The organism is Pseudonocardia xinjiangensis (assembly GCF_012911925.1).
GTDB lineage: Bacteria > Actinomycetota > Actinomycetes > Mycobacteriales > Pseudonocardiaceae > Pseudonocardia > Pseudonocardia xinjiangensis.
This window is the reverse complement of record NZ_JAAXKY010000003.1, coordinates 113,719-130,421: the sequence shown is the minus strand read 5'-3', so window position 1 is coordinate 130,421 and position 16,703 is coordinate 113,719. Positions and strand designations below refer to the sequence as shown.

The 16,703-nt window shown below is 71.9% G+C and carries 20 protein-coding genes; 12 read left to right on the top strand and 8 right to left on the bottom strand.

What is annotated here, in order from left to right; translation table 11 throughout:
* The 3 genes from HF577_RS02480 to phoU (HF577_RS02470) form a co-directional block, all read left to right on the top strand.
* Positions 1-1,732 (top strand): LCP family protein (locus HF577_RS02480; RefSeq protein ID WP_169394036.1); only part of this gene is annotated, 1,732 nt, incomplete at its 5' end.
* 74 nt (positions 1,733-1,806) lie between these two features.
* On the top strand, positions 1,807-2,463 hold the full coding sequence (gene phoU / locus HF577_RS02475; RefSeq protein ID WP_169394035.1) for a phosphate signaling complex protein PhoU: 657 nt from the start codon (positions 1,807-1,809) through the stop codon (positions 2,461-2,463).
* A 59-nt stretch (positions 2,464-2,522) separates the two neighbouring features.
* Positions 2,523-3,182, top strand: a complete 660-nt coding sequence (gene phoU, locus HF577_RS02470) for a phosphate signaling complex protein PhoU (protein WP_312858900.1) — start codon at positions 2,523-2,525, stop codon at positions 3,180-3,182.
* 24 nt (positions 3,183-3,206) lie between these two features.
* Here phoU (HF577_RS02470) and pstB read toward each other — a convergent pair whose 3' ends face one another.
* The 6 genes from pstB to HF577_RS02440 all read right to left on the bottom strand — a co-directional run bounded on the left by pstB (position 3,207) and on the right by HF577_RS02440 (position 9,216).
* Positions 3,207-3,986, bottom strand: a complete 780-nt coding sequence (gene pstB, locus HF577_RS02465) for a phosphate ABC transporter ATP-binding protein PstB (protein WP_169394034.1) — start codon at positions 3,984-3,986, stop codon at positions 3,207-3,209.
* A gap of 11 nt (positions 3,987-3,997) precedes the next feature.
* Positions 3,998-5,083 (bottom strand): phosphate ABC transporter permease PstA, encoded by a 1,086-nt coding sequence (gene pstA / locus HF577_RS02460; protein ID WP_169394033.1) that lies wholly within the window; start codon positions 5,081-5,083, stop codon positions 3,998-4,000.
* On the bottom strand, positions 5,083-6,036 hold the full coding sequence (gene pstC, locus HF577_RS02455) for a phosphate ABC transporter permease subunit PstC (RefSeq protein WP_312858899.1): 954 nt from the start codon (positions 6,034-6,036) through the stop codon (positions 5,083-5,085). Before pstC ends, pstA begins: the two co-directional genes overlap by 1 nt.
* A gap of 97 nt (positions 6,037-6,133) precedes the next feature.
* Positions 6,134-7,243: a phosphate ABC transporter substrate-binding protein PstS gene (pstS, locus tag HF577_RS02450; RefSeq protein WP_407692181.1), complete on the bottom strand. Its 1,110-nt coding sequence runs from the start codon at positions 7,241-7,243 to the stop codon at positions 6,134-6,136.
* Between the two features lie 244 nt (positions 7,244-7,487).
* A complete protein-coding gene (mshD, locus tag HF577_RS02445) occupies positions 7,488-8,387 on the bottom strand; it encodes a mycothiol synthase (protein ID WP_407692179.1) in 900 nt (299 codons plus the stop codon).
* Between the two features lie 49 nt (positions 8,388-8,436).
* On the bottom strand, positions 8,437-9,216 hold the full coding sequence (locus HF577_RS02440; protein WP_169394030.1) for a winged helix-turn-helix transcriptional regulator: 780 nt from the start codon (positions 9,214-9,216) through the stop codon (positions 8,437-8,439).
* 125 nt (positions 9,217-9,341) lie between these two features.
* On the opposite strand from HF577_RS02440, the gene HF577_RS02435 reads away from it, so the two are divergent.
* The 9 genes from HF577_RS02435 (at position 9,342) to HF577_RS02405 (ending at position 14,139) form a co-directional block, all read left to right on the top strand.
* Complete coding sequence (locus HF577_RS02435; protein ID WP_169394029.1) at positions 9,342-10,223, top strand: alpha/beta hydrolase family protein; 882 nt, start codon at positions 9,342-9,344, stop codon at positions 10,221-10,223.
* On the top strand, positions 10,220-10,999 hold the full coding sequence (locus tag HF577_RS02430; RefSeq protein WP_169394028.1) for an LmeA family phospholipid-binding protein: 780 nt from the start codon (positions 10,220-10,222) through the stop codon (positions 10,997-10,999). Before HF577_RS02435 ends, HF577_RS02430 begins: the two co-directional genes overlap by 4 nt.
* Before the next feature lie 48 nt (positions 11,000-11,047).
* Complete coding sequence (locus HF577_RS02425) at positions 11,048-11,485, top strand: thioredoxin family protein (protein ID WP_211173669.1); 438 nt, start codon at positions 11,048-11,050, stop codon at positions 11,483-11,485.
* A gap of 79 nt (positions 11,486-11,564) precedes the next feature.
* Positions 11,565-11,639, top strand: a complete 75-nt coding sequence (locus HF577_RS40065) for a putative leader peptide (RefSeq protein ID WP_407692180.1) — start codon at positions 11,565-11,567, stop codon at positions 11,637-11,639.
* A 39-nt stretch (positions 11,640-11,678) separates the two neighbouring features.
* Positions 11,679-12,143, top strand: a complete 465-nt coding sequence (locus HF577_RS02420) for a DUF4395 domain-containing protein (protein ID WP_169394027.1) — start codon at positions 11,679-11,681, stop codon at positions 12,141-12,143.
* Positions 12,140-12,979 (top strand): sulfurtransferase, encoded by an 840-nt coding sequence (locus tag HF577_RS02415; protein ID WP_169394026.1) that lies wholly within the window; start codon positions 12,140-12,142, stop codon positions 12,977-12,979. The genes HF577_RS02420 and HF577_RS02415 overlap by 4 nt, the downstream gene beginning before the upstream one ends.
* Positions 12,979-13,281 (top strand): DUF1416 domain-containing protein, encoded by a 303-nt coding sequence (locus HF577_RS02410; protein ID WP_169394025.1) that lies wholly within the window; start codon positions 12,979-12,981, stop codon positions 13,279-13,281. The genes HF577_RS02415 and HF577_RS02410 overlap by 1 nt, the downstream gene beginning before the upstream one ends.
* A 103-nt stretch (positions 13,282-13,384) precedes the next feature.
* Positions 13,385-13,516, top strand: coding sequence for a hypothetical protein (locus tag HF577_RS39080; protein ID WP_281359629.1), 132 nt, complete (start codon positions 13,385-13,387; stop codon positions 13,514-13,516).
* Between the two features lie 17 nt (positions 13,517-13,533).
* The gene (locus HF577_RS02405; protein WP_169394056.1) at positions 13,534-14,139 is read left to right on the top strand and encodes an FABP family protein; all 606 of its coding nucleotides are present in this window, start codon (positions 13,534-13,536) and stop codon (positions 14,137-14,139) included.
* A 3-nt stretch (positions 14,140-14,142) separates the two neighbouring features.
* Here HF577_RS02405 and HF577_RS02400 read toward each other — a convergent pair whose 3' ends face one another.
* Together HF577_RS02400 and HF577_RS02395 are read right to left on the bottom strand one after the other, a co-directional pair.
* Positions 14,143-15,087, bottom strand: coding sequence for a hypothetical protein (locus HF577_RS02400; RefSeq protein WP_169394024.1), 945 nt, complete (start codon positions 15,085-15,087; stop codon positions 14,143-14,145).
* Positions 15,088-15,132: 45 nt separating this feature from the next.
* Positions 15,133-16,578: a DivIVA domain-containing protein gene (locus HF577_RS02395; protein WP_169394023.1), complete on the bottom strand. Its 1,446-nt coding sequence runs from the start codon at positions 16,576-16,578 to the stop codon at positions 15,133-15,135.
* Between the last annotated feature and the right edge of the window lie 125 nt (positions 16,579-16,703).

Here is a 16,703-nt window from a genome sequence, read left to right as displayed (position 1 = left end):
ACCCACCACCGAGGCCACCACCCGGGTCCGCGCCGCCACCCCGCGGGTCGACCCCGACACCAGCGGCCCGATCTCCGATCCCGGTGTCGACCAGGGCACCACCCGGGTCCGCCCCTCCTCGTCCGCGACCGGGTCGAGCCGGGCGCTGGACCGCAGCGAGAAGGCCGAGCGCGCTCGCCGGGCCGACCGGGACTCCGAGACGGGGAACCGGGCCTCGCACATCGACGAGACCCTGACCAGGCTCACCGCCGCCCATGCCGGGCTCTCCCTGCCTGCGCGTGACGGCGAGGAGGAGCCGGAGCCGAAGGTGGTGGCGAGACGCCGCCCCCGCATCACGGTGAGCCGGGTGCTGGCCGGGGTGGCCGCACTGCTGGTGTTCGCGACGACCTCGGTCGGCTGGGGCACGAAGGGCTGGCTCGAGTCCTCCATCCGCAACGCGGCGGCACTGGACCCCGAGTCGAGCTCGGTCGTCGACGCGGAGGCCCAGCAGGGCGACCAGAACGTGCTGATCGTCGCGTCCGACGGCGACACCGCGGCCACCGCGGCAGCCGGGGCCGCCCCCGGAGCTGTCCCCGAAGCGACCGGGGGCGGCGCCGACACCGTCACCGTCGCGCACATCCCGGCGGGCGGTGGCCCGCTCGCCGTGCTGTCGATCCCGAACAACCTCGAGATCAACCGGCCCCCGTGCGAGCGCTGGGACGCCGGCTCCGCCTCCTATCTCGACGAGACCGAGCGGGCCGAGGCGAGGACGCACCTGCTCTCGGCGCTCGACGTCGGAGGGCCCCGGTGCGTCACCCGGGTCGTGCAGCAGCTGACCGGGCTGGCGATCACCAAGTACGTCGGCGTCGACCTGGACTCCCTCGGCGCGATGGCGGACGCGGTGGGTGGCGCGAACGTCTGTGTCACCAGGCCGGTGGTGGACGGCGTGCTCGGACCGGTGGTGCCCGATGCCGGGACCGCCACCCTCGAGGGCGTGCGCGCCGCCGACTTCGCGCGCGCGGCGGACGTGCAGGGTGACCCCTCCTCGGACTCCGGACGGATCGAACGCCAGCAGCAGCTGCTCGCCTCGGTGCTGACCAAGGCCGTGGCCGGGGCCGGCCTGCTCGACGTCTCCCGGCTCGCCGCGCTGCGGCCCGCGCTCGGCAAGGCCGTCGTCACCGACGGCGCGGGAATCGACGAGGTGCTGGCGCTGGCCACCTCACTGCACAAGCTGGACGCCGAGGGGGTCCAGTTCGCGGTCGCACCCACGGCGAGCGACCCCAACAGCCCCGGCCGGTCCGTTCTCCGCGACACCGACGCCGCACAGCTGTTCACCGCGCTGCGGGAGGACACCCCACTGCCCGAGCAGGCCCGCGACCCCGACGCCGCGAGCACCGGACCCTCGCCTGCCGACGTCAAGGTCTCGGTGCTCAACGCGTCGGACAAGTCGGGCCTCGCGACCCAGGTCGGGGAGACGCTGGGCTCGCTCGGGTTCAGCGTCGGTGACGTCGGCAACGCCGATCAGCCGACCCCGCAGACCGTGATCCGCTTCTCCCCGGACCAGGCTGCGGCCGCCGCTCTGCTCGCGAGCACCGTTCCCTCGGCGACGTCGGTCCCGGACCCGGGCACCTCCGGCGAGCTGCAGCTCGTGCTGGGCCGCTCGTTCGACGACGTCGTCCGGGCACCGGCCGAGCCGGTCGCCCTGCAGGCCGACGGGCCGGCCGTCACCGCGGCCACCGCTACATGCCCGTGATTCGGCGAACGCCGTTCACCATCGGTTCACCTGCTCATAGAGCCAAATGTCCGACTCACCTCTACCCTCGGTGTATGCGTGATGCCTACCAGGAGCAGCTCGACGAACTTGCCGAGGCACTGGCGGGCATGTGCACCCAGGTCGCCGACGCGATGCAGAAGGCCACCCGTGCGTTGCTGGAGTGCGATCTCCAGCTCGCCGAAGAGGTGATCTCCGAGGACATCAGGGTGGACGACCTGCGTGCCACGGCGGAGGAGCGGGCTTTCGCCCTGCTCGCGCTGCAGGCGCCGGTGGCCACCGACCTCCGGATCGTGGTCTCGGCCATCCACGGGGCGGGCGACATCGAGCGGATGGGCGACCTCGCCCTGCACGTGGCCCAGGCCGCCCGGCGCCGCCACCCGCAGCCGGTGCTTCCCGCCGAGGTCGCGCCGTACTTCGCGGAGATGGGCCGGGTCGGGGTCGCGCTGGCGCTGAAGGCCGGCGATGTGATCCGCAGCCGCGACCTGTCCACCGCGGCGCAGCTCGAGAGCGACGACGACGCGATGGACGACCTGCACCGGCACATCTTCTCGGTGCTGATGGACCGCAACTGGAGCCACGGCGTCGGGCCGGCCGTCGACATCACGCTGCTGGCGCGCTTCTACGAGCGCTACGCCGACCACGCCGTGGCCGTCGCCCGCCGGATCGTCTACGTCGTCACCGGCCGGATGCCCGGACCTCTGACAGTCTGACGGTCCTGCTTCACCACTCGTTCATCTATGCCCCGCCCGGAAGGCCCTACTCTTCCGTTGTGCCTCCTCTGCCCCTGCCGCAGCTGCTCTTCGAGCTGTCGGAGCTGCTGGGCCGGATGTGCACGGCGGCGGCGGGAGCCCTGAACCACGCCACCGCGGCAATGCTCGACCAGCGGGTGCGCCTCGCCGAGCGGGTGATCGCGGGCGACGAGGCGATCGACGTCCTGCGGGCGCGGGTCGAGGAGGTCGCCACGGACGCCCTGCTGTTCCACTCACCCGTCGCGGGTGATCTGCGGACCGTGGTGTCGGCCATCCGCGCCTCGAGCGACATCGAGCGGATGGGCGACCTCGCGCTGCACGTCGCGCAGGTGGTGTGCATGCGGCACCCACAGCCGGCACTGCCCCCCGAGGTCCGGGACGACTTCACCCGCATGGGAGCGCTCGCGGTGCAGCTCGCGCTCAAGGCCGCCGAGGTGGTGCGCTCCCGCAACGTGCTGCTGGCCGTGGAGCTCGACGCCGACGACGACGCGATGGACGTGCTGCACCGGCACATGTTCACCGTGCTGATGGACCCGTCGTGGCCGCACGGCGTGCCGGTGGCCGTCGACGTCACGCTGCTGGCCCGGTACTACGAGCGGTTCGCCGACCACGCGGTGGTGGTTGCCAACCAGACCGTCTATGCGGTCACCGGCGAGGAACCGGACGCGATCCCGATCTGAGCGCGCCCGGTCCCGCCGCGGCGATCAGCCGAACCGGCCCGACACGTAGTCCTCGGTGGCCTTCTCCTTCGGCTGGGAGAAGATCGTCTTCGTCTCGTCCATCTCCACGAGGTGCCCCGGCTTGCCGGTGCCCTCGATGTTGAAGAACCCCGTGTAGTCGCTGACCCGGGCGGCCTGCTGCATGTTGTGGGTGACGATGACGATCGTGTAGTCCATCTTGAGCTCGTTGATCAGATCCTCGATCGCGAGCGTCGAGATCGGGTCGAGCGCCGAGCACGGCTCGTCCATCAGCAGCACGTCGGGCTGCACCGCGATGGCTCGCGCGATGCACAGGCGCTGCTGCTGGCCGCCGGACAGGCCCGAACCGGGCTTGTCGAGGCGGTCCTTCACCTCGTTCCACAGGTTGGCGCCACGCAGCGACTGCTCGACGAGCGTGTCGGTGGCGTCCTTCTTCATCTTCTTGTTGTTCAGCCGCTGGCCCGCGATCACGTTGTCGTAGATCGACATCGTGGGGAACGGATTGGGCCGCTGGAAGACCATGCCGATCTGGCGGCGCACCCCGACGGGGTCGATGCCGGGCCCGTAGAGGTCCTTCCCGTCGAGCTCCAGCCTGCCCTCGACGCGGGCGCCCGGGATCACCTCGTGCATCCGGTTGATCGACCGCAGGAAGGTCGACTTCCCGCAGCCGGACGGGCCGATCAGCGCGGTGACCGTCTGCGGGCGGATGGACATGGAGACGCCCTCGACGGCGAGGAAGGAGCCGTAGTAGATGTTCAGGTTCTTGGCGTCGATCGCTTTGCCCACTGTTGCTCCTCTTATCGGGTCTTGGGGGCGAACAGGCGGGCGATCAGCCGCGCCACGAGGTTCAGCACCAGCACGATGATGATCAGGACGAGCGCGGCGGTCCACGCCCTGTCCAGGTAGGGCTCGCGGGGGACGCCCGGCGCCGCGTACGAGGTGTAGGCGAACACCGGCAGCGTGGCCATCCGCCCTTCGAACGGGTTGAAGTTCAGGCCGGTGGTGAGGCCGGCCACGATCAGCAGCGGCGCCGTCTCGCCGATGACGCGGGCGATCGCGAGCGTGACGCCCGAGGCGATGCCGGCGATCGAGGTGGGGATGACCACCTTCATGATCGTGCGCCACTTCGGGGTGCCGAGCGCGAACGCCGCCTCCCGCAGCTCGTTGGGCACGATCTTGAGCATCTCCTCGGTGGCCCGTACGACCACCGGGATCATCAGCACGCTCAACGCCACGGACCCGGCGAAGCCGAGCCGGACACCCGGTCCGAAGAACAGCGCGAACAGCGCGAACGCGAACAGGCCGGCCACGATCGACGGGATGCCGGTCATGACGTCGACGAAGAAGGTGATCGCCCTGGCGAGCCTGCCCTTGCCGTACTCCACCAGGTAGACGGCGGTGAGCAGGCCGACGGGGATCGACATGACGGCGGCCAGCGCCGTGATGATCAGCGTTCCGACGATGGCGTGGTAGCCACCGCCGCCCGCCCCGATGACCCCGCGCATGGAGGAGTTGAAGAACTCGACGTCGAACCGGGCGAGGCCGTTGCCCACCACCGTGACGACCACGGAGACCAGGGGCGCGAGCGCGATGAGGAAGGCCAGCGTGACCACGATGGTGACGAGACGGTCGGCGGCCTTGCGGCCGCCCTCGACGACCCGGGACAGCACGTAGGTGGCCACGGCGTAGACGACCGCCGACGCGACCACGAGCATGCCGATGCTGAACCCACCGGTGGCCGCGAGCAGGGCACCGATGACGACGAACGACCCACCCAGCACCGCCCACGGCGCCCACGTCGGGAGTTCGGCGCGGACGAGGGACGGGACCGGTGGGGCGGTGACCTCTGCGCCGCTCTGCTGGCGCTCGGTGTCGATGGACATCAGTTGGCCCCCGAGAACTCGCGGCGTCGGTTGATGATGTAGCGGGCGAGCGCGTTGACCAGCAGGGTGATCACGAACAGCACGAGACCGGACGCGATGAGCGTGTTGACGGCCAGGCCGGTGGAGTCGGGGAACTGCAGCGCGATGTTGCCGGCGATCGTCGACGGGTTGTCCGAGCTGATCAGGTTGAACGTGACGGCGCCGGACGCGGAGAGGATGATCGCCACCGCCATCGTCTCGCCGAGTGCGCGGCCGAGCCCGAGCATCGCGCCGCTGATGATCCCCGAGCGGCCGAACGGCAGCACGGCCATCCGGATCATCTCCCAGCGGGTGGCGCCCAGCGCGAGGGCCGCCTCCTCGTGGAGCTTGGGGGTCTGCAGGAACACCTCGCGGGCCACCGCGGTGATGATCGGGAGGATCATGACCGCGAGGGTGACCCCGACCACCAGCATCGTGCGTCCGGTGACCGACACCGGGCCGGCGAAGAAGGGCAGCCACCCGAGGTAGGTGTTGAGCCACGTGGAGAGCCCGAGGGTGGCGGGCGCGAGCACCGCGACGCCCCACAGGCCGTAGACGATGCTCGGCACGGCGGCGAGCAGGTCGATCAGGTAGCCGAGGCCCTGAGCGAGCCTGCGCGGCGCGTAGTGGGTGATGAACAGGGCGACCGCCACCGCGAGCGGGGTGGCGATCAGGAGCGCGATCAGCGCGGCGAGGATCGTCCCGAACACCAGCGGGGCGATGTACGCGACAAGGGTCTTCCCGCCGGGGAGGTCGGCGGGCGACGCGACGATGGCGGGCATCGCCTGCGCGATGAGGAACGCGGCGACGCCGGCGAGCACCACGAGGATGAGGATCCCGGCGCCCTTCGCGGAGCCGGCGAAGATTCGGTCACCCAGCTGCAGCACCGGTTTCGGTGGCGCCTTCGCGATGACCTTCTCGGTGGTCGTGGTCACGGCATCCCCTCTACGGGTGGGGCAGGAACACACCGGCGGGACCGGACGATTGTCATCGTGACAATCGCCCGGTCCCGGCGGCTAGGTGACGAAGAGCTCAAGATCCGGCGGCGATGGCGTTGATGGCCGGGGTGATCTGACTACGCAGCGAGTCGCTGAGCGGAGCGGCTCCTGCCTTGTCGGCGGCGACGGACTGACCGTCGGAGCTGACCACGTAGTTGAGGTAGGCCTTGACCAGGTCCGCCGTGGGGGCGTCCGGGTACTTGGAGCAGGCCAGCAGGTAGGACACCAGCACCACCGGGTAGGTGCCCGACGCGGAGGTGTCGCGGGCGAGCTTGTAGGCGAAGACGGACGGGCCCTGGCCCTCGACCCGCGGAGAGGCCTCGAGCACGGCTGCGGCGGCCTCGGGGGTGGGTCCGACGTACTCCGAGCCCACCTTGACCTTCGCCTGGCCCAGGTCGCGGGCCTGGCTCTCGTCGGCGTACCCGATCGCGCCGTTGCCGGCCTTCACCGCGCCGACGACACCCGAGGTGCCCTGGGCGGCCTCCCCGCCCTGCACGGGCCAGCTGTCGCTGACGTCGTACGGCCACGACGTGCCGGCAGCGGTCTTCAGGTAGTCGGCGAAGTTCTGCGTGGTGCCGGACTTGTCCGACCGGTTGACCGGGGTGATCGCGAGGTCGGGCAGCGTGACACCGGGGTTGTCGGCGGCGATCGCCGGGTCGTTCCACTTGGTGATCTTCCGGTCGAAGATCTGCGCGATGGTGGCCGGGGCGAGCTGCAGGTTGCTGACGCCTGCGATGTTGTAGATGATCGCGATCGGCGAGACGTAGGCCGGCACCTCGACGACGTCGCTCTTGCAGCGGGTGTTGGCCTGGGTGACCTCCTCCGGCTTGAGGTAGGCGTCGCTACCGGCGAAGGCGACGCCACCACCGAGGAACTGGGTGCGTCCCGCGCCCGATCCACTGGGGTCGTACGTGATGTTCGCGTCGGCGTTCTGGCCCGTAAAGGTGGCGATCCACGCCTCCTGGGCAGCCTGCTGCGAGCTGGCGCCGGCACCGGCGATCGTTCCGGAGACGCTCGGCGCAGCCGACCCGCCAGCATCGCCCGCCGGAGCCGACTCGTTGGACGCTCCACAGCCGGCGATGAGCAGGGCGCCGCTGGCGGCGATGCCCACCGCGGCGATTCGGGCACGAGCTCCGTGCCGCACGGTCTTCACCTGTGTTCCTCCGTCATGAGTTCCCGTTGAACGGGGACGTACGGCTCGGGGTGGCCGTACGTCAGCGACGGTAGGTAAGCGGGGTGGACACACTCCCCCGATCAGGTAAACGCGGAATGAACAGCTTAAAGGCGATAGGTCATCAATCGCTCAAACGGCCACCGTGATCTTGCTGTGACCTGCGGAGACGTGATCGTGCCCGCGGCCACAATGGTTGCCACGCGGTGAACGCTTGTCACCGGGCGTAAGAAACGTCGGTGCCCGACAGGGTGAACCCGAGGCGTTCGTACACCCGGACGGCCGCAGTGTTGTCAGCCTCGACGTAGAGCATCACCGCGCCCAGGCCGCGGTCCCTCAGGTACTGCAGCCCGGCGAGGGTGAGCGCCGCGCCCAGCCGCTTCCCCCACGCCGCCGGGTCGACGCCCAGCACGTACACCTCACCGATCGGCTCGGGCCCGTGCTCGCCCGGTTCGTGCACCTTCGTCCAGTGGTAGCCGAGCAGCCGGTCCGACTCGTCGACCGCCAGCAGGAAGCCCGCCGGGTCGAACCAGGGCTCGGCCTCGCGCGTCGCGATCTGCTCGAGGCCCCAGCCACCCTGCTCGGGGTGCCAGTCGAACGCCGCGTTGTTGACGCGCAGGAACTCGGCCTCGTCGGCACCGACCACGAAGGAGCGCAACCGCACCCCGGCGGGCAGCTCGGGCTCGGCGACGGGGGTGAGCAGGTTCCGGTGCATCTGCCAGAGCACCCGGGCCGGGGTGAAACCGAGGCGCGCGGCGAGGGCCACCGCTCCCGGATGCTGCCCGTGGGCCCAGACCCGGAGGTGCCCGTCCTCCGTGCGCTTCAGGAGCTCCTCGACGATGCGCGTGCCGAGGCCGGCCCGGCGGTGCCCGGGATCGACCGTCAGCTCGGCGACGCCGCCGTCCTGCGGGTCGGCCTGGTCCAGCTGGGCGAACCCCACGAGGACGCCGTCGGGATCCCGCGCGAGCAGGTGGACGGCCGTGTCGTCGGACAGGTGCAGGAGCACGTGCTCGCCGAGCGGCGCTGTGCCGTCGGCCGTGGTGGCCGCGGCCGCGAGGGCCGTGACCTCGTCGATCGTGGGCTGGTCCAACCCGGCACGCCATGACAGCTCGGTCACGGGTGCGACGCTACCCCCGCCCCCCTCGTGCGGGACGCGGAGCTGCTGATCACACCAGTCCGGCGACACCGTTGACGCGGCCGTTGGCCCGGTCGGTCTCCTCGCCATCGTCGCCGCCACCATCGTCGTCGACGATGCCGACCGGGGCTGACCCGAGGTGACCTCGGCTGGGCCGGACGAACTTGTAGCCGACGTTGCGCACGGTGCCGATCATCTGCTCGTGCTCCGTGCCGAGCTTGGCGCGCAGCCGCCGCACGTGCACGTCGACGGTCCGGGTGCCGCCGAAGAAGTCGTAGCCCCACACCTCCTGGAGGAGCTGAGCGCGGGTGAAGACCCGGCCGGCGTGCTGCGCGAGGTACTTGAGCAGCTCGAACTCCTTGTAGGTGAGCTCGAGGAGCCTGCCGCGCAGGCGCGCCGCGTACGTGGCCTCGTCGATCACCAGCTCGCCGAGCACCAGCGCGCCGCCGTCGCGGCCTGCGTCGCCGCCCGGGCGGGACTTGAGCAGCCGCAGCCGCGCGTCCACCTCGGCCGGACCGGCACCGGGCAGGAGTATCTCGTCGACGACCCACTCGCCCGACACCGCCACCAGGCCACCCTCGGTGAGCACCGCGATCACCGGCACGTCCATGCCGGTGCTGCCCAGCAGGCGGCACAGGCTGCGGGCCGCCACGAGGTCGGTGCGTGCGTCGACCAGTACGGCGTCGTGCGGGCCGGCGTCCAGCAGCGCGGCCACCTCGGGCGCCGCCGTGCGGACCCCGTGGGGGAGCAATGTCAGGGCCGGCAGCACGGATCCCGGATCGGGATCGGCGGTCAGCAGAAGGAGTTCCACGTGGTGCCTCCTTTCCACACCGGGAGCCGAGGCGCCGGTGCGGCGCCCCTCGTCCGATCACGGCGGGCGACGCTGACGCACCGTTCACACCCGCGTGACCCGGTCGGAACACACCACGCGGATCGATGCAGGATAACTGCGTGAGGGCCGATCGGAAGAGCGGCGCGGCGCAGGTCACGCACCGTGCGCTGAACGTAACGACCTTGGACGGCGTCTCACTCTCCGGAATGCACCTCCCAGGACCCGGCGGGGACACCGCACTCGCCGTGTGTCACGGGTTCACCCATCACACGCGCCTCCCCGTCACCCGTGTGGTTCTGGAGGCCCTCAGCGGCCAGGCGCCGGTGGTCGCCCTCGACATGCGGGGGCACGGTCGCTCGGGCGGGCGCACCACCGTGGGCGACCGGGAGCTGCTCGACCTCGACGCAGCCGTGCGGTGGGCCCGGGACGCCGGCTACTCCCGGGTGGCCACGGTCGGCTTCTCCCTGGGTGCGGCGGTGGCGCTGCGCCAGGCCACAGCAGGCACGGTCCGTCCCGACGCAGTGGTCGCCGTCAGCGGCCCCGCACGCTGGTACTCCCGCGAGACACCTGCGATGCGCCGGGTGCACTGGCTGCTGGAGCAGCCGCACGGCCGCGCCGTCGCCCGCCTGCTCGGTGTTCGCCTTGACTCGGCGTGGGACGTGGTCCCGCCCTCACCGGTGGAGGTCGTCGCGGCGGTGGCGCCGGTGCCGCTGCTGCTCGTCCACTTCGCCGGTGACCACTACTTCTCGGCGGCGCACCCGGAAGCCCTGGCCGCGGCGTCGGGCGGCCACGCACAGCTGTGGACCGAGCCGGGCGAGGGCCACGGCGAGAGCGGAACCGGCCCCGAACTCGCCGAGCGCATCGCCCTGTGGGCGCTCGCCGCCGCGTCGAGTGCCATCCCGGGCGAACGCACCAACGGCGGCGGCTCTACGGTCGGACCCCGCACCCCGGCAGAGCGCCGGGCACCAGGGTCGGAGGTCGGATGAAGCGCGTGGTCATCGGGCTGCTCGTGCTGGTCGGGCTGCTCGTGGCCGTCGACTACGGGTCCGCCGCCCTTGCCGAGTCGGCCGTGTCACGGCAGATGCGGCAGCAGATCGGGCTCGTGGACGACCCGTCGGTCCGGATCAACGGCTTCCCGTTCCTCACGCAGGCACTGTCCGGCCACTACCGCAGCATCGACGTCGACGCGACCCGGATCCGCGTCGGACAGCTGCAGGAGCTCGACGTCTCGGCGCAGCTCCGCAACGTCACGGCGCCGCTGTCGATGCTGCTGGGCTCCGGCCCGAAGACACTGCAGGTGGGCAACGCCGAGGGCACGGTGAGCGTGTCGGCCACCGACGTGGAACGGCTCGTGCCGGGCATCAAGGACCTCCGGATCGACACGGTCGACGACGAGGCGTTGCAGCAGGCCGTCGAGGACGGCGGCGACCCGGCGCTCACGCGGCTCGATCCCGACAACGTCGCCCGGCTCTCGGGCACCGGATCGTTCCTGGGCCAGGAGACGCCGGTGTCGGTCATCGCTGAGCTGCAGCTCGACGGCGGCCAGGCGCAGATCGTCCCGCAGGACATCCGGCTCGGCGACGACAACCAGCCCGTCCCGCAGGCGATCCAGCGGACACTGCAGCAGCTGTTCACGGTGCGCATCGATCCCGGTTCGCTCCCGTTGCAGGTCACCCCCACCGCGCTGCGGGCCAACAACGGGCAGCTCGAGATCAGCGGCGAGGCCCGTAACCTCACCCTCGGTGCCCCGACACCGTCCTGATCCGGACGACCCGGGAGTACACCGCGCCCCCGTCGCGTTGCCACCGGCATGATCAGTGACCCCGGTCTCCTGGTTCTGGTGGGCACGCTGGCGCTCGCCACGGCGGTGGGGCTGGTGGTGCGGGCCCGCGCCGGCCGGATGCGCACCGGCGGCGCCGCGTCCGGCGGATGGGCGCTCGCCGGCACCGCCCCCGCCGCCTCGGACCGGGTCCTGTTGCTGCAGCTGTCCTCCCCCGTGTGCACGCCGTGCCGCCGCACCGCGGAGCTGCTGACGGACCTCTCCGCCCGCCGCCCCGGCGTGGTGCACCTCGAGATCGACGTCGCCGAACGGCCCGACGTCGCCCGCGAGCTCTCGGTGATGCGGACACCGACGGTCGTCGCCTTCACCCGTGACGGGGCGGAGCTGCTCCGCATCTCGGGCGTGCCCCGGCTCCCCGAACTGGAGGCTGCGATCGCACCCCGCCTGACCGGCACGGGGTCGGCGTGAGCGGCTTCCCGCCACGCGGACGATTTGTGCAGCTACACCCCGCTCCCGAAAGCAGCAATCCTCGGTTACCCTCGCCCCCGTGTGCTGGCCGCTGACCCGACGACGCGCAGTCGACCTGTGCCGCGTCGGTAGCTGCCTCTGTCGCACCTCCTGAGATCCGCGTCCCCTCGCACCCGTCCTCAGGAGCATCCCCATGTCCACGCCCGCCGCCCCCGCGCGCCGCGATCCGCCCGTCGATCCGCGCGGCGTCCGCTTCTCGGCGGCACTCACCACTCTCGTTCTCGCTCTGGTGCTCGTCAGCGGTAGCGGCTGGCTGCTCGGCGCACAGGCGCTCGTGTTCGCGCTCGGCTCGATCGCCGGCCTCCGGTTCTCGCCCTACGCGGTGCTGTTCCGGGTACTGGTCGCGCCGCGGCTCAGACCGCCCACCGAGCGGGAAGAGGCCGCCCCGGTGCGGTTCTCGCAAACCGTCGGCCTCGTGTTCGCCGTCATAGGTACTGTCGGTTACCTCGCCGGTCTCACCGGCCTCGGCATCGTCGCCACCGCCTTCGCACTGGCCGCCGCCTTCCTCAACGCCGCCTTCGGCTTCTGCCTGGGCTGCGAGCTGTACGCAGTGATCGCCCGTTTCCGGAAGAACAACCAACAGGGAGCCACCGCATGAGCCGTCAGGACGTCCTGGTCACAGCAGACTGGGCCGAGAAGAACCTCGGGACCGACGGGATCGTCTTCCTCGAGGTCGACGAGGACACCACCGCCTACGACGGTGGTCACCTCCCCGGTGCCGTCAAGATCAACTGGACCACCGATCTCCAGGACCCGGTGCGACGCGACATCGTCACCAAGGAGCAGTTCGAGCAGCTCCTGTCGGCCAAGGGTGTCGGCACCGACGACACCGTCGTCCTCTACGGGGGCAACAACAACTGGTTCGCGGCCTACGCGTACTGGGAGTTCAAGCTCTACGGCCACCAGAACGTCAAGCTGCTCGACGGCGGCCGCAAGAAGTGGGAGCTCGACGGGCGCCCCCTCACCTCCGACGTCGCCGAGCGCAGCGCCACCACCTACACGGCGCAGGAGCCGGACCTCAGCATCCGGGCCTTCCGTGACGAGGTCGTCGACTCGATCGGCACGAAGAACCTGGTCGACGTGCGCTCGCCCGACGAGTTCTCCGGCAAGATCCTGGCGCCCGCCCACCTGCCGCAGGAGCAGTCGCAGCGGCGCGGCCACGTGCCCTCCGCGATCAACATCCCGTGGAGCAAGGCGGCCAACGAGGACGGCACATTCAAGTCCGATGAGGAGCTCACGGCGCTCTACGGCGAGGCCGGCTTCGACGAGGGCAAGGCGACGATCGCCTACTGCCGCATCGGCGAGCGCAGCTCGCACACCTGGGTGGTGCTGCACGAACTGCTCGGCCGGAGCGACGTCAAGAACTACGACGGCAGCTGGGTCGAGTACGGCTCCCTCGTCGGCGTCCCGATCGAGCTGGAGGTGAGCCGCTGATGTGCGGAGCGCCCGACCAGGCGGTCGCACTGCCGCCCGGTACCGACCTGACCAAGGAGACCGTGCTCGCCGGGCGGGTGGTCGCCGACGGTCTGCCCGTGCCCGGAGCGTTCGTCCGCCTGCTCGACGGGACGGGTGAGTTCACCGCCGAGGTCGTGGCGTCGGCAGTCGGGGACTTCCGGTTCTTCGCAGCGCCCGGCACCTGGACGCTGCGCGCACTGTCCCGTGCGGGCAACGGCGAGACCGTGCTCAGTGCCGACGGCCCTGGCCTGCACCAGGCCGAGGTCGCGGTGGCGTCGTAGGACCAGCGAGTTGCCGGCAGGCCCCGTGCGCCGCGTCATGGCGCACGGGGCCTTCCCGTGCCACGCCCGGCACCGGACAGCGCACGGACTAGGCTGCCCGCCCGTGAACTGGTTCTTCTCAGGCCTGCTGATCGTGACCAGCGCGGGCATCGCGGCGTTCACCGGCTACCTGCTCCGGCGGCTCTTCACGACGGAACCGGGCACCCCTGACGTCACCCGGGAGGTCACCCCGTGACAGGCCCGGAGGCCGAGCTGCCCGGCCAGATCACCGGGCCTGCGAACGCAGCGCCCGACTCACCGCAGCGCAACCGGCCCCGTTTCGAGGACCTCCCGGTCCCGGACGACACCGCGAACCTCCGGGAAGGCCCCGACCTGCACGAGCAGTGCCTCGGCCTGCTCCCCCTGGTCGGGGTGTGGCGCGGTGCTGGCGAGGTCGTCTACCCGACGATCGACGGCCCGTACGCCTACGGGCAGCAGATCGTGTTCGCCCACGACGGGCGTCCGTTCCTGTCCTACGAGTCCAGGGCGTGGCTGCTCGGTCCGGACGGCGAGGTGCTGCGGCCCGCAGCGCGGGAGACCGGCTTCTGGCGTCCTCAGCCCGACGGGGAGCTCGAGGTGCTCATCACCCACGCCACCGGGATCAGCGAGATCTTCTACGGCCGCGCCCGGAACCTGACGTCCTGGGAGATCGAGGCCGACGCGATAGTGCGCACGGCTTCCGCCAAGGAGGTGACGGCGTCGCATCGGCTGTACGGGCTCGTCGAGGGCGGGGACCTGGCCTACGTCGACGAGCGGGCGATGGAGGGCCAGCCCCTGCAGCCCCACCTCTCGGCCCGGCTGAGCCGGATCGCCGGCTGAGCCCTAGTGGGCGGGGGAACCGGCAGCTGACGCGAGGATCGTGCGTACCTCCTCGACCGGGAGCTCGACGAGACGCGCGAGCTGCTCCGGGCGCAGACCGCTGGCGGCGAGCCGGTGCAGCACGTCCTGGAGCCGGCTGCGGCACGCCTCCAGCTCGGCGGTGGCACCGACCGCCCGTGCCGGATCGTCGAGCAGCACGGCCAGCAGCCGGTCGCGGACGTCGGCCTGCGCGGTGGACGGCTGTGCGGGCACCGCAGCGCTCGCCGCGGGCGGGTCGGAACTCGGCGGGACCGCAGTCGGCGGGGTGGAGAGAGCAGCAGACCCGTTCCGCTCGGATGTGCCCGGAATCTGCTCCAGGCGACCACTTCGGACGGCCGCCGCCCGAACGGCGAACGCCTGCGCCACCGCCGCTGCCACCGTACGGCCGGATCCGGTGGAGTCGGCCGCGTTGGACCGGGAGCCCAGCCCGCTGCGCGACGCAGCGTCGAGTGAGCTGAGCAACGGCCGCACGGTGTGGTTGTTGCCGGCCGGGGTGGAGGGCGGCGCCGCGGGCGTGCCCGGTCCGGCGACCGGGTACGCCTCGCCGGGCGACCCGCCGGACGCCCCGCTGCCGGTGGTGGCGGCACTGCCGGTGGTGGAGGCGGAGTCCGGGTAGCCCTTCGGCGCCGCGTCCCCCCACCCACGCACCGGAGCGTCCTGGTGGGCCGACGGCGCGGCGAGGCCGGTGGACCACTGGACCGCGGGCATCGCCGGGGGCGGCGGCGGGGCCAGGACGTGGTGGGGTTCCAGTCCTGTCCAGTCGCGCATGCCGCGATCCCGGAGGTGTGGGGCGGCGCCCACCGGGCGCCTGCGTCTCATTGCGAACACGATCAGGAGGACGAGAGCGAGGGCGACCACGACGCCCACACCCACCGGGACCAGCCCGTTCGTCGTCAGGGGCAGCTGCATGGATGCGGACCGTACGCGAATTCAGCTAACTGTGCGCAATCGAAATCAACCCGAACGTGACGGCGAGGCGGAGCGACCCGAGCGGTCGGAACCGCCCCCGGCACCTGGCCCGCGCTCACCGCGTCGACCGTCATTCACCTCGTCTGACGGCGCATTCTTCTGCTCGGAACGGCCCTGACCGGGGCCGGGAGGCGGGGCCGGCCTGCCCGCATCCGAGCCGCTCGGCGGCCTTACCGAATTCACCTTGACGGTTGAGTCCGGAGGGACCGGTTTCCGGGCGGATTTATCGCTGCCGGCACTCGGACCGGACTTGTCGGCGGGCCGCACGGTGGGCACGACCGTGGTGCGCTCGGCTGCCGGAGCGGGGCCGGAGCGGGCCGCGTGCGGCACCGCGCTGGTGCGCGGCTCGTCCTCGCGGCCCCCGGCGGGGGGACGGAACAGCTCGCTGGGCTGCGGTTCGGGTTCCGTGGTCGGACGCATCGATCCGGACTGCTCGCCCGCCGCCGCACCGACCGCCTGGTAGCCACCGGAGGGCAGCCGGTGGGCGGCCGGCTTGCCGGATGACGAGACAGAGCTGCGGTCGCCTGCGCGCGGGTCGCCTGCGACATGGGGAACGGCCCCGGTCGGATCGCCCGGCGGGACGACCTTCGACGGCGGGGGGAGGGTCTGGAGGATGTCGGCGCGGGCCGATCCGACCGGCGCACCCCCGGACGAACCGGACGGGGAACGTGCGGGCGCGCCCTGGGCCGGACGAGCCGAGCCGCCCTGCGCTCCGTCGGCGGCGGGGGCGCCGGGCCTCGGGCCGTGGCCGCCGGGACCGTCACCGCTGCGGGCGGCCTGCCCGCCCGAGGGTGCGGCCGCCCCGCGAGGGGCGCCGGCGGAAGGCGGTGCGGCAGGAGCGGACGCGGAGGACGCCGGGGGCTGCTGGGACGAGCCCGGTGCGGCGGTGTCCCGCGGCCGGGCGGCGGGCGGGGCACCGTCGCGGGGCGGCAGCGTGATGCGGGCGGTGGGCGCCGCGAGCATGCCCTCGAGCTGGCCGCGCATGCGCGTGAGCTCGGCGACGAGCGCGTCGCGCTGACGCACCAGGTCGGCGAGCTGGGCCCGGACCTTGTCCTCCTCGGCGCGGGCGGCGACCCTGGCCTTCTTGCGGATCTCCGCGGCCTCTTCCTCGGCGGCCTGCAGAATGCTCTGCATCCGGTCGGTGAAGTTCCCGATCATGTCGGGCGACTCGCCGTGCGGCATCGGGCCGCCGCCGGGCCGCGGACGTGGAGTGGGCCGGGGCCGCGCACCGGGCGGGGCCTGCCCCGGCGGACCGCCGGAGGGGGACGAGACGACCGGGAGCGGCTGGCTGCGCGCCAGCTCGAGATCGGCCCGCATCCTGGCGACCGCCCGCTGGAGACGAGCCACGTGCTCGTCGACCTGCCGGCGGTCGTATCCCCGGAGGACGACGTCGAACCGTGGGGCGCCGGACACGCCCGGGTCAGTCGTCATCGTCGGCCCCTCCCGAGCGTATGGTCACCCTGCATTTCGCCGAGGGTAGGTAGATCTTCGCGACCGAACCTGGTCGTTCACCCTGACGGAGCATACCGATAGGGGAGAGTTGACCCCGTCGGTGG

Excerpts from the sequence above, each read along its gene's own strand:
- HF577_RS02420 (WP_169394027.1), top strand. The coding sequence starts at position 11,679 with ATGTCCACGCCCGCCGCCCCCGCGCGCCGCGATCCGCCCGTCGATCCG.
- HF577_RS02435 (WP_169394029.1), top strand. The coding sequence starts at position 9,342 with ATGCAGGATAACTGCGTGAGGGCCGATCGGAAGAGCGGCGCGGCGCAG.
- pstA (WP_169394033.1), bottom strand. The coding sequence starts at position 5,083 with ATGTCCATCGACACCGAGCGCCAGCAGAGCGGCGCAGAGGTCACCGCC.
- HF577_RS02425 (WP_211173669.1), top strand. The coding sequence starts at position 11,048 with ATGATCAGTGACCCCGGTCTCCTGGTTCTGGTGGGCACGCTGGCGCTC.
- HF577_RS02430 (WP_169394028.1), top strand. The coding sequence starts at position 10,220 with ATGAAGCGCGTGGTCATCGGGCTGCTCGTGCTGGTCGGGCTGCTCGTG.
- HF577_RS02400 (WP_169394024.1), bottom strand. The coding sequence starts at position 15,087 with ATGCAGCTGCCCCTGACGACGAACGGGCTGGTCCCGGTGGGTGTGGGC.
- HF577_RS02415 (WP_169394026.1), top strand. The coding sequence starts at position 12,140 with ATGAGCCGTCAGGACGTCCTGGTCACAGCAGACTGGGCCGAGAAGAAC.
- HF577_RS02395 (WP_169394023.1), bottom strand. The coding sequence starts at position 16,578 with ATGACGACTGACCCGGGCGTGTCCGGCGCCCCACGGTTCGACGTCGTC.
- HF577_RS02410 (WP_169394025.1), top strand. The coding sequence starts at position 12,979 with ATGTGCGGAGCGCCCGACCAGGCGGTCGCACTGCCGCCCGGTACCGAC.
- phoU (WP_169394035.1), top strand. The coding sequence starts at position 1,807 with ATGCGTGATGCCTACCAGGAGCAGCTCGACGAACTTGCCGAGGCACTG.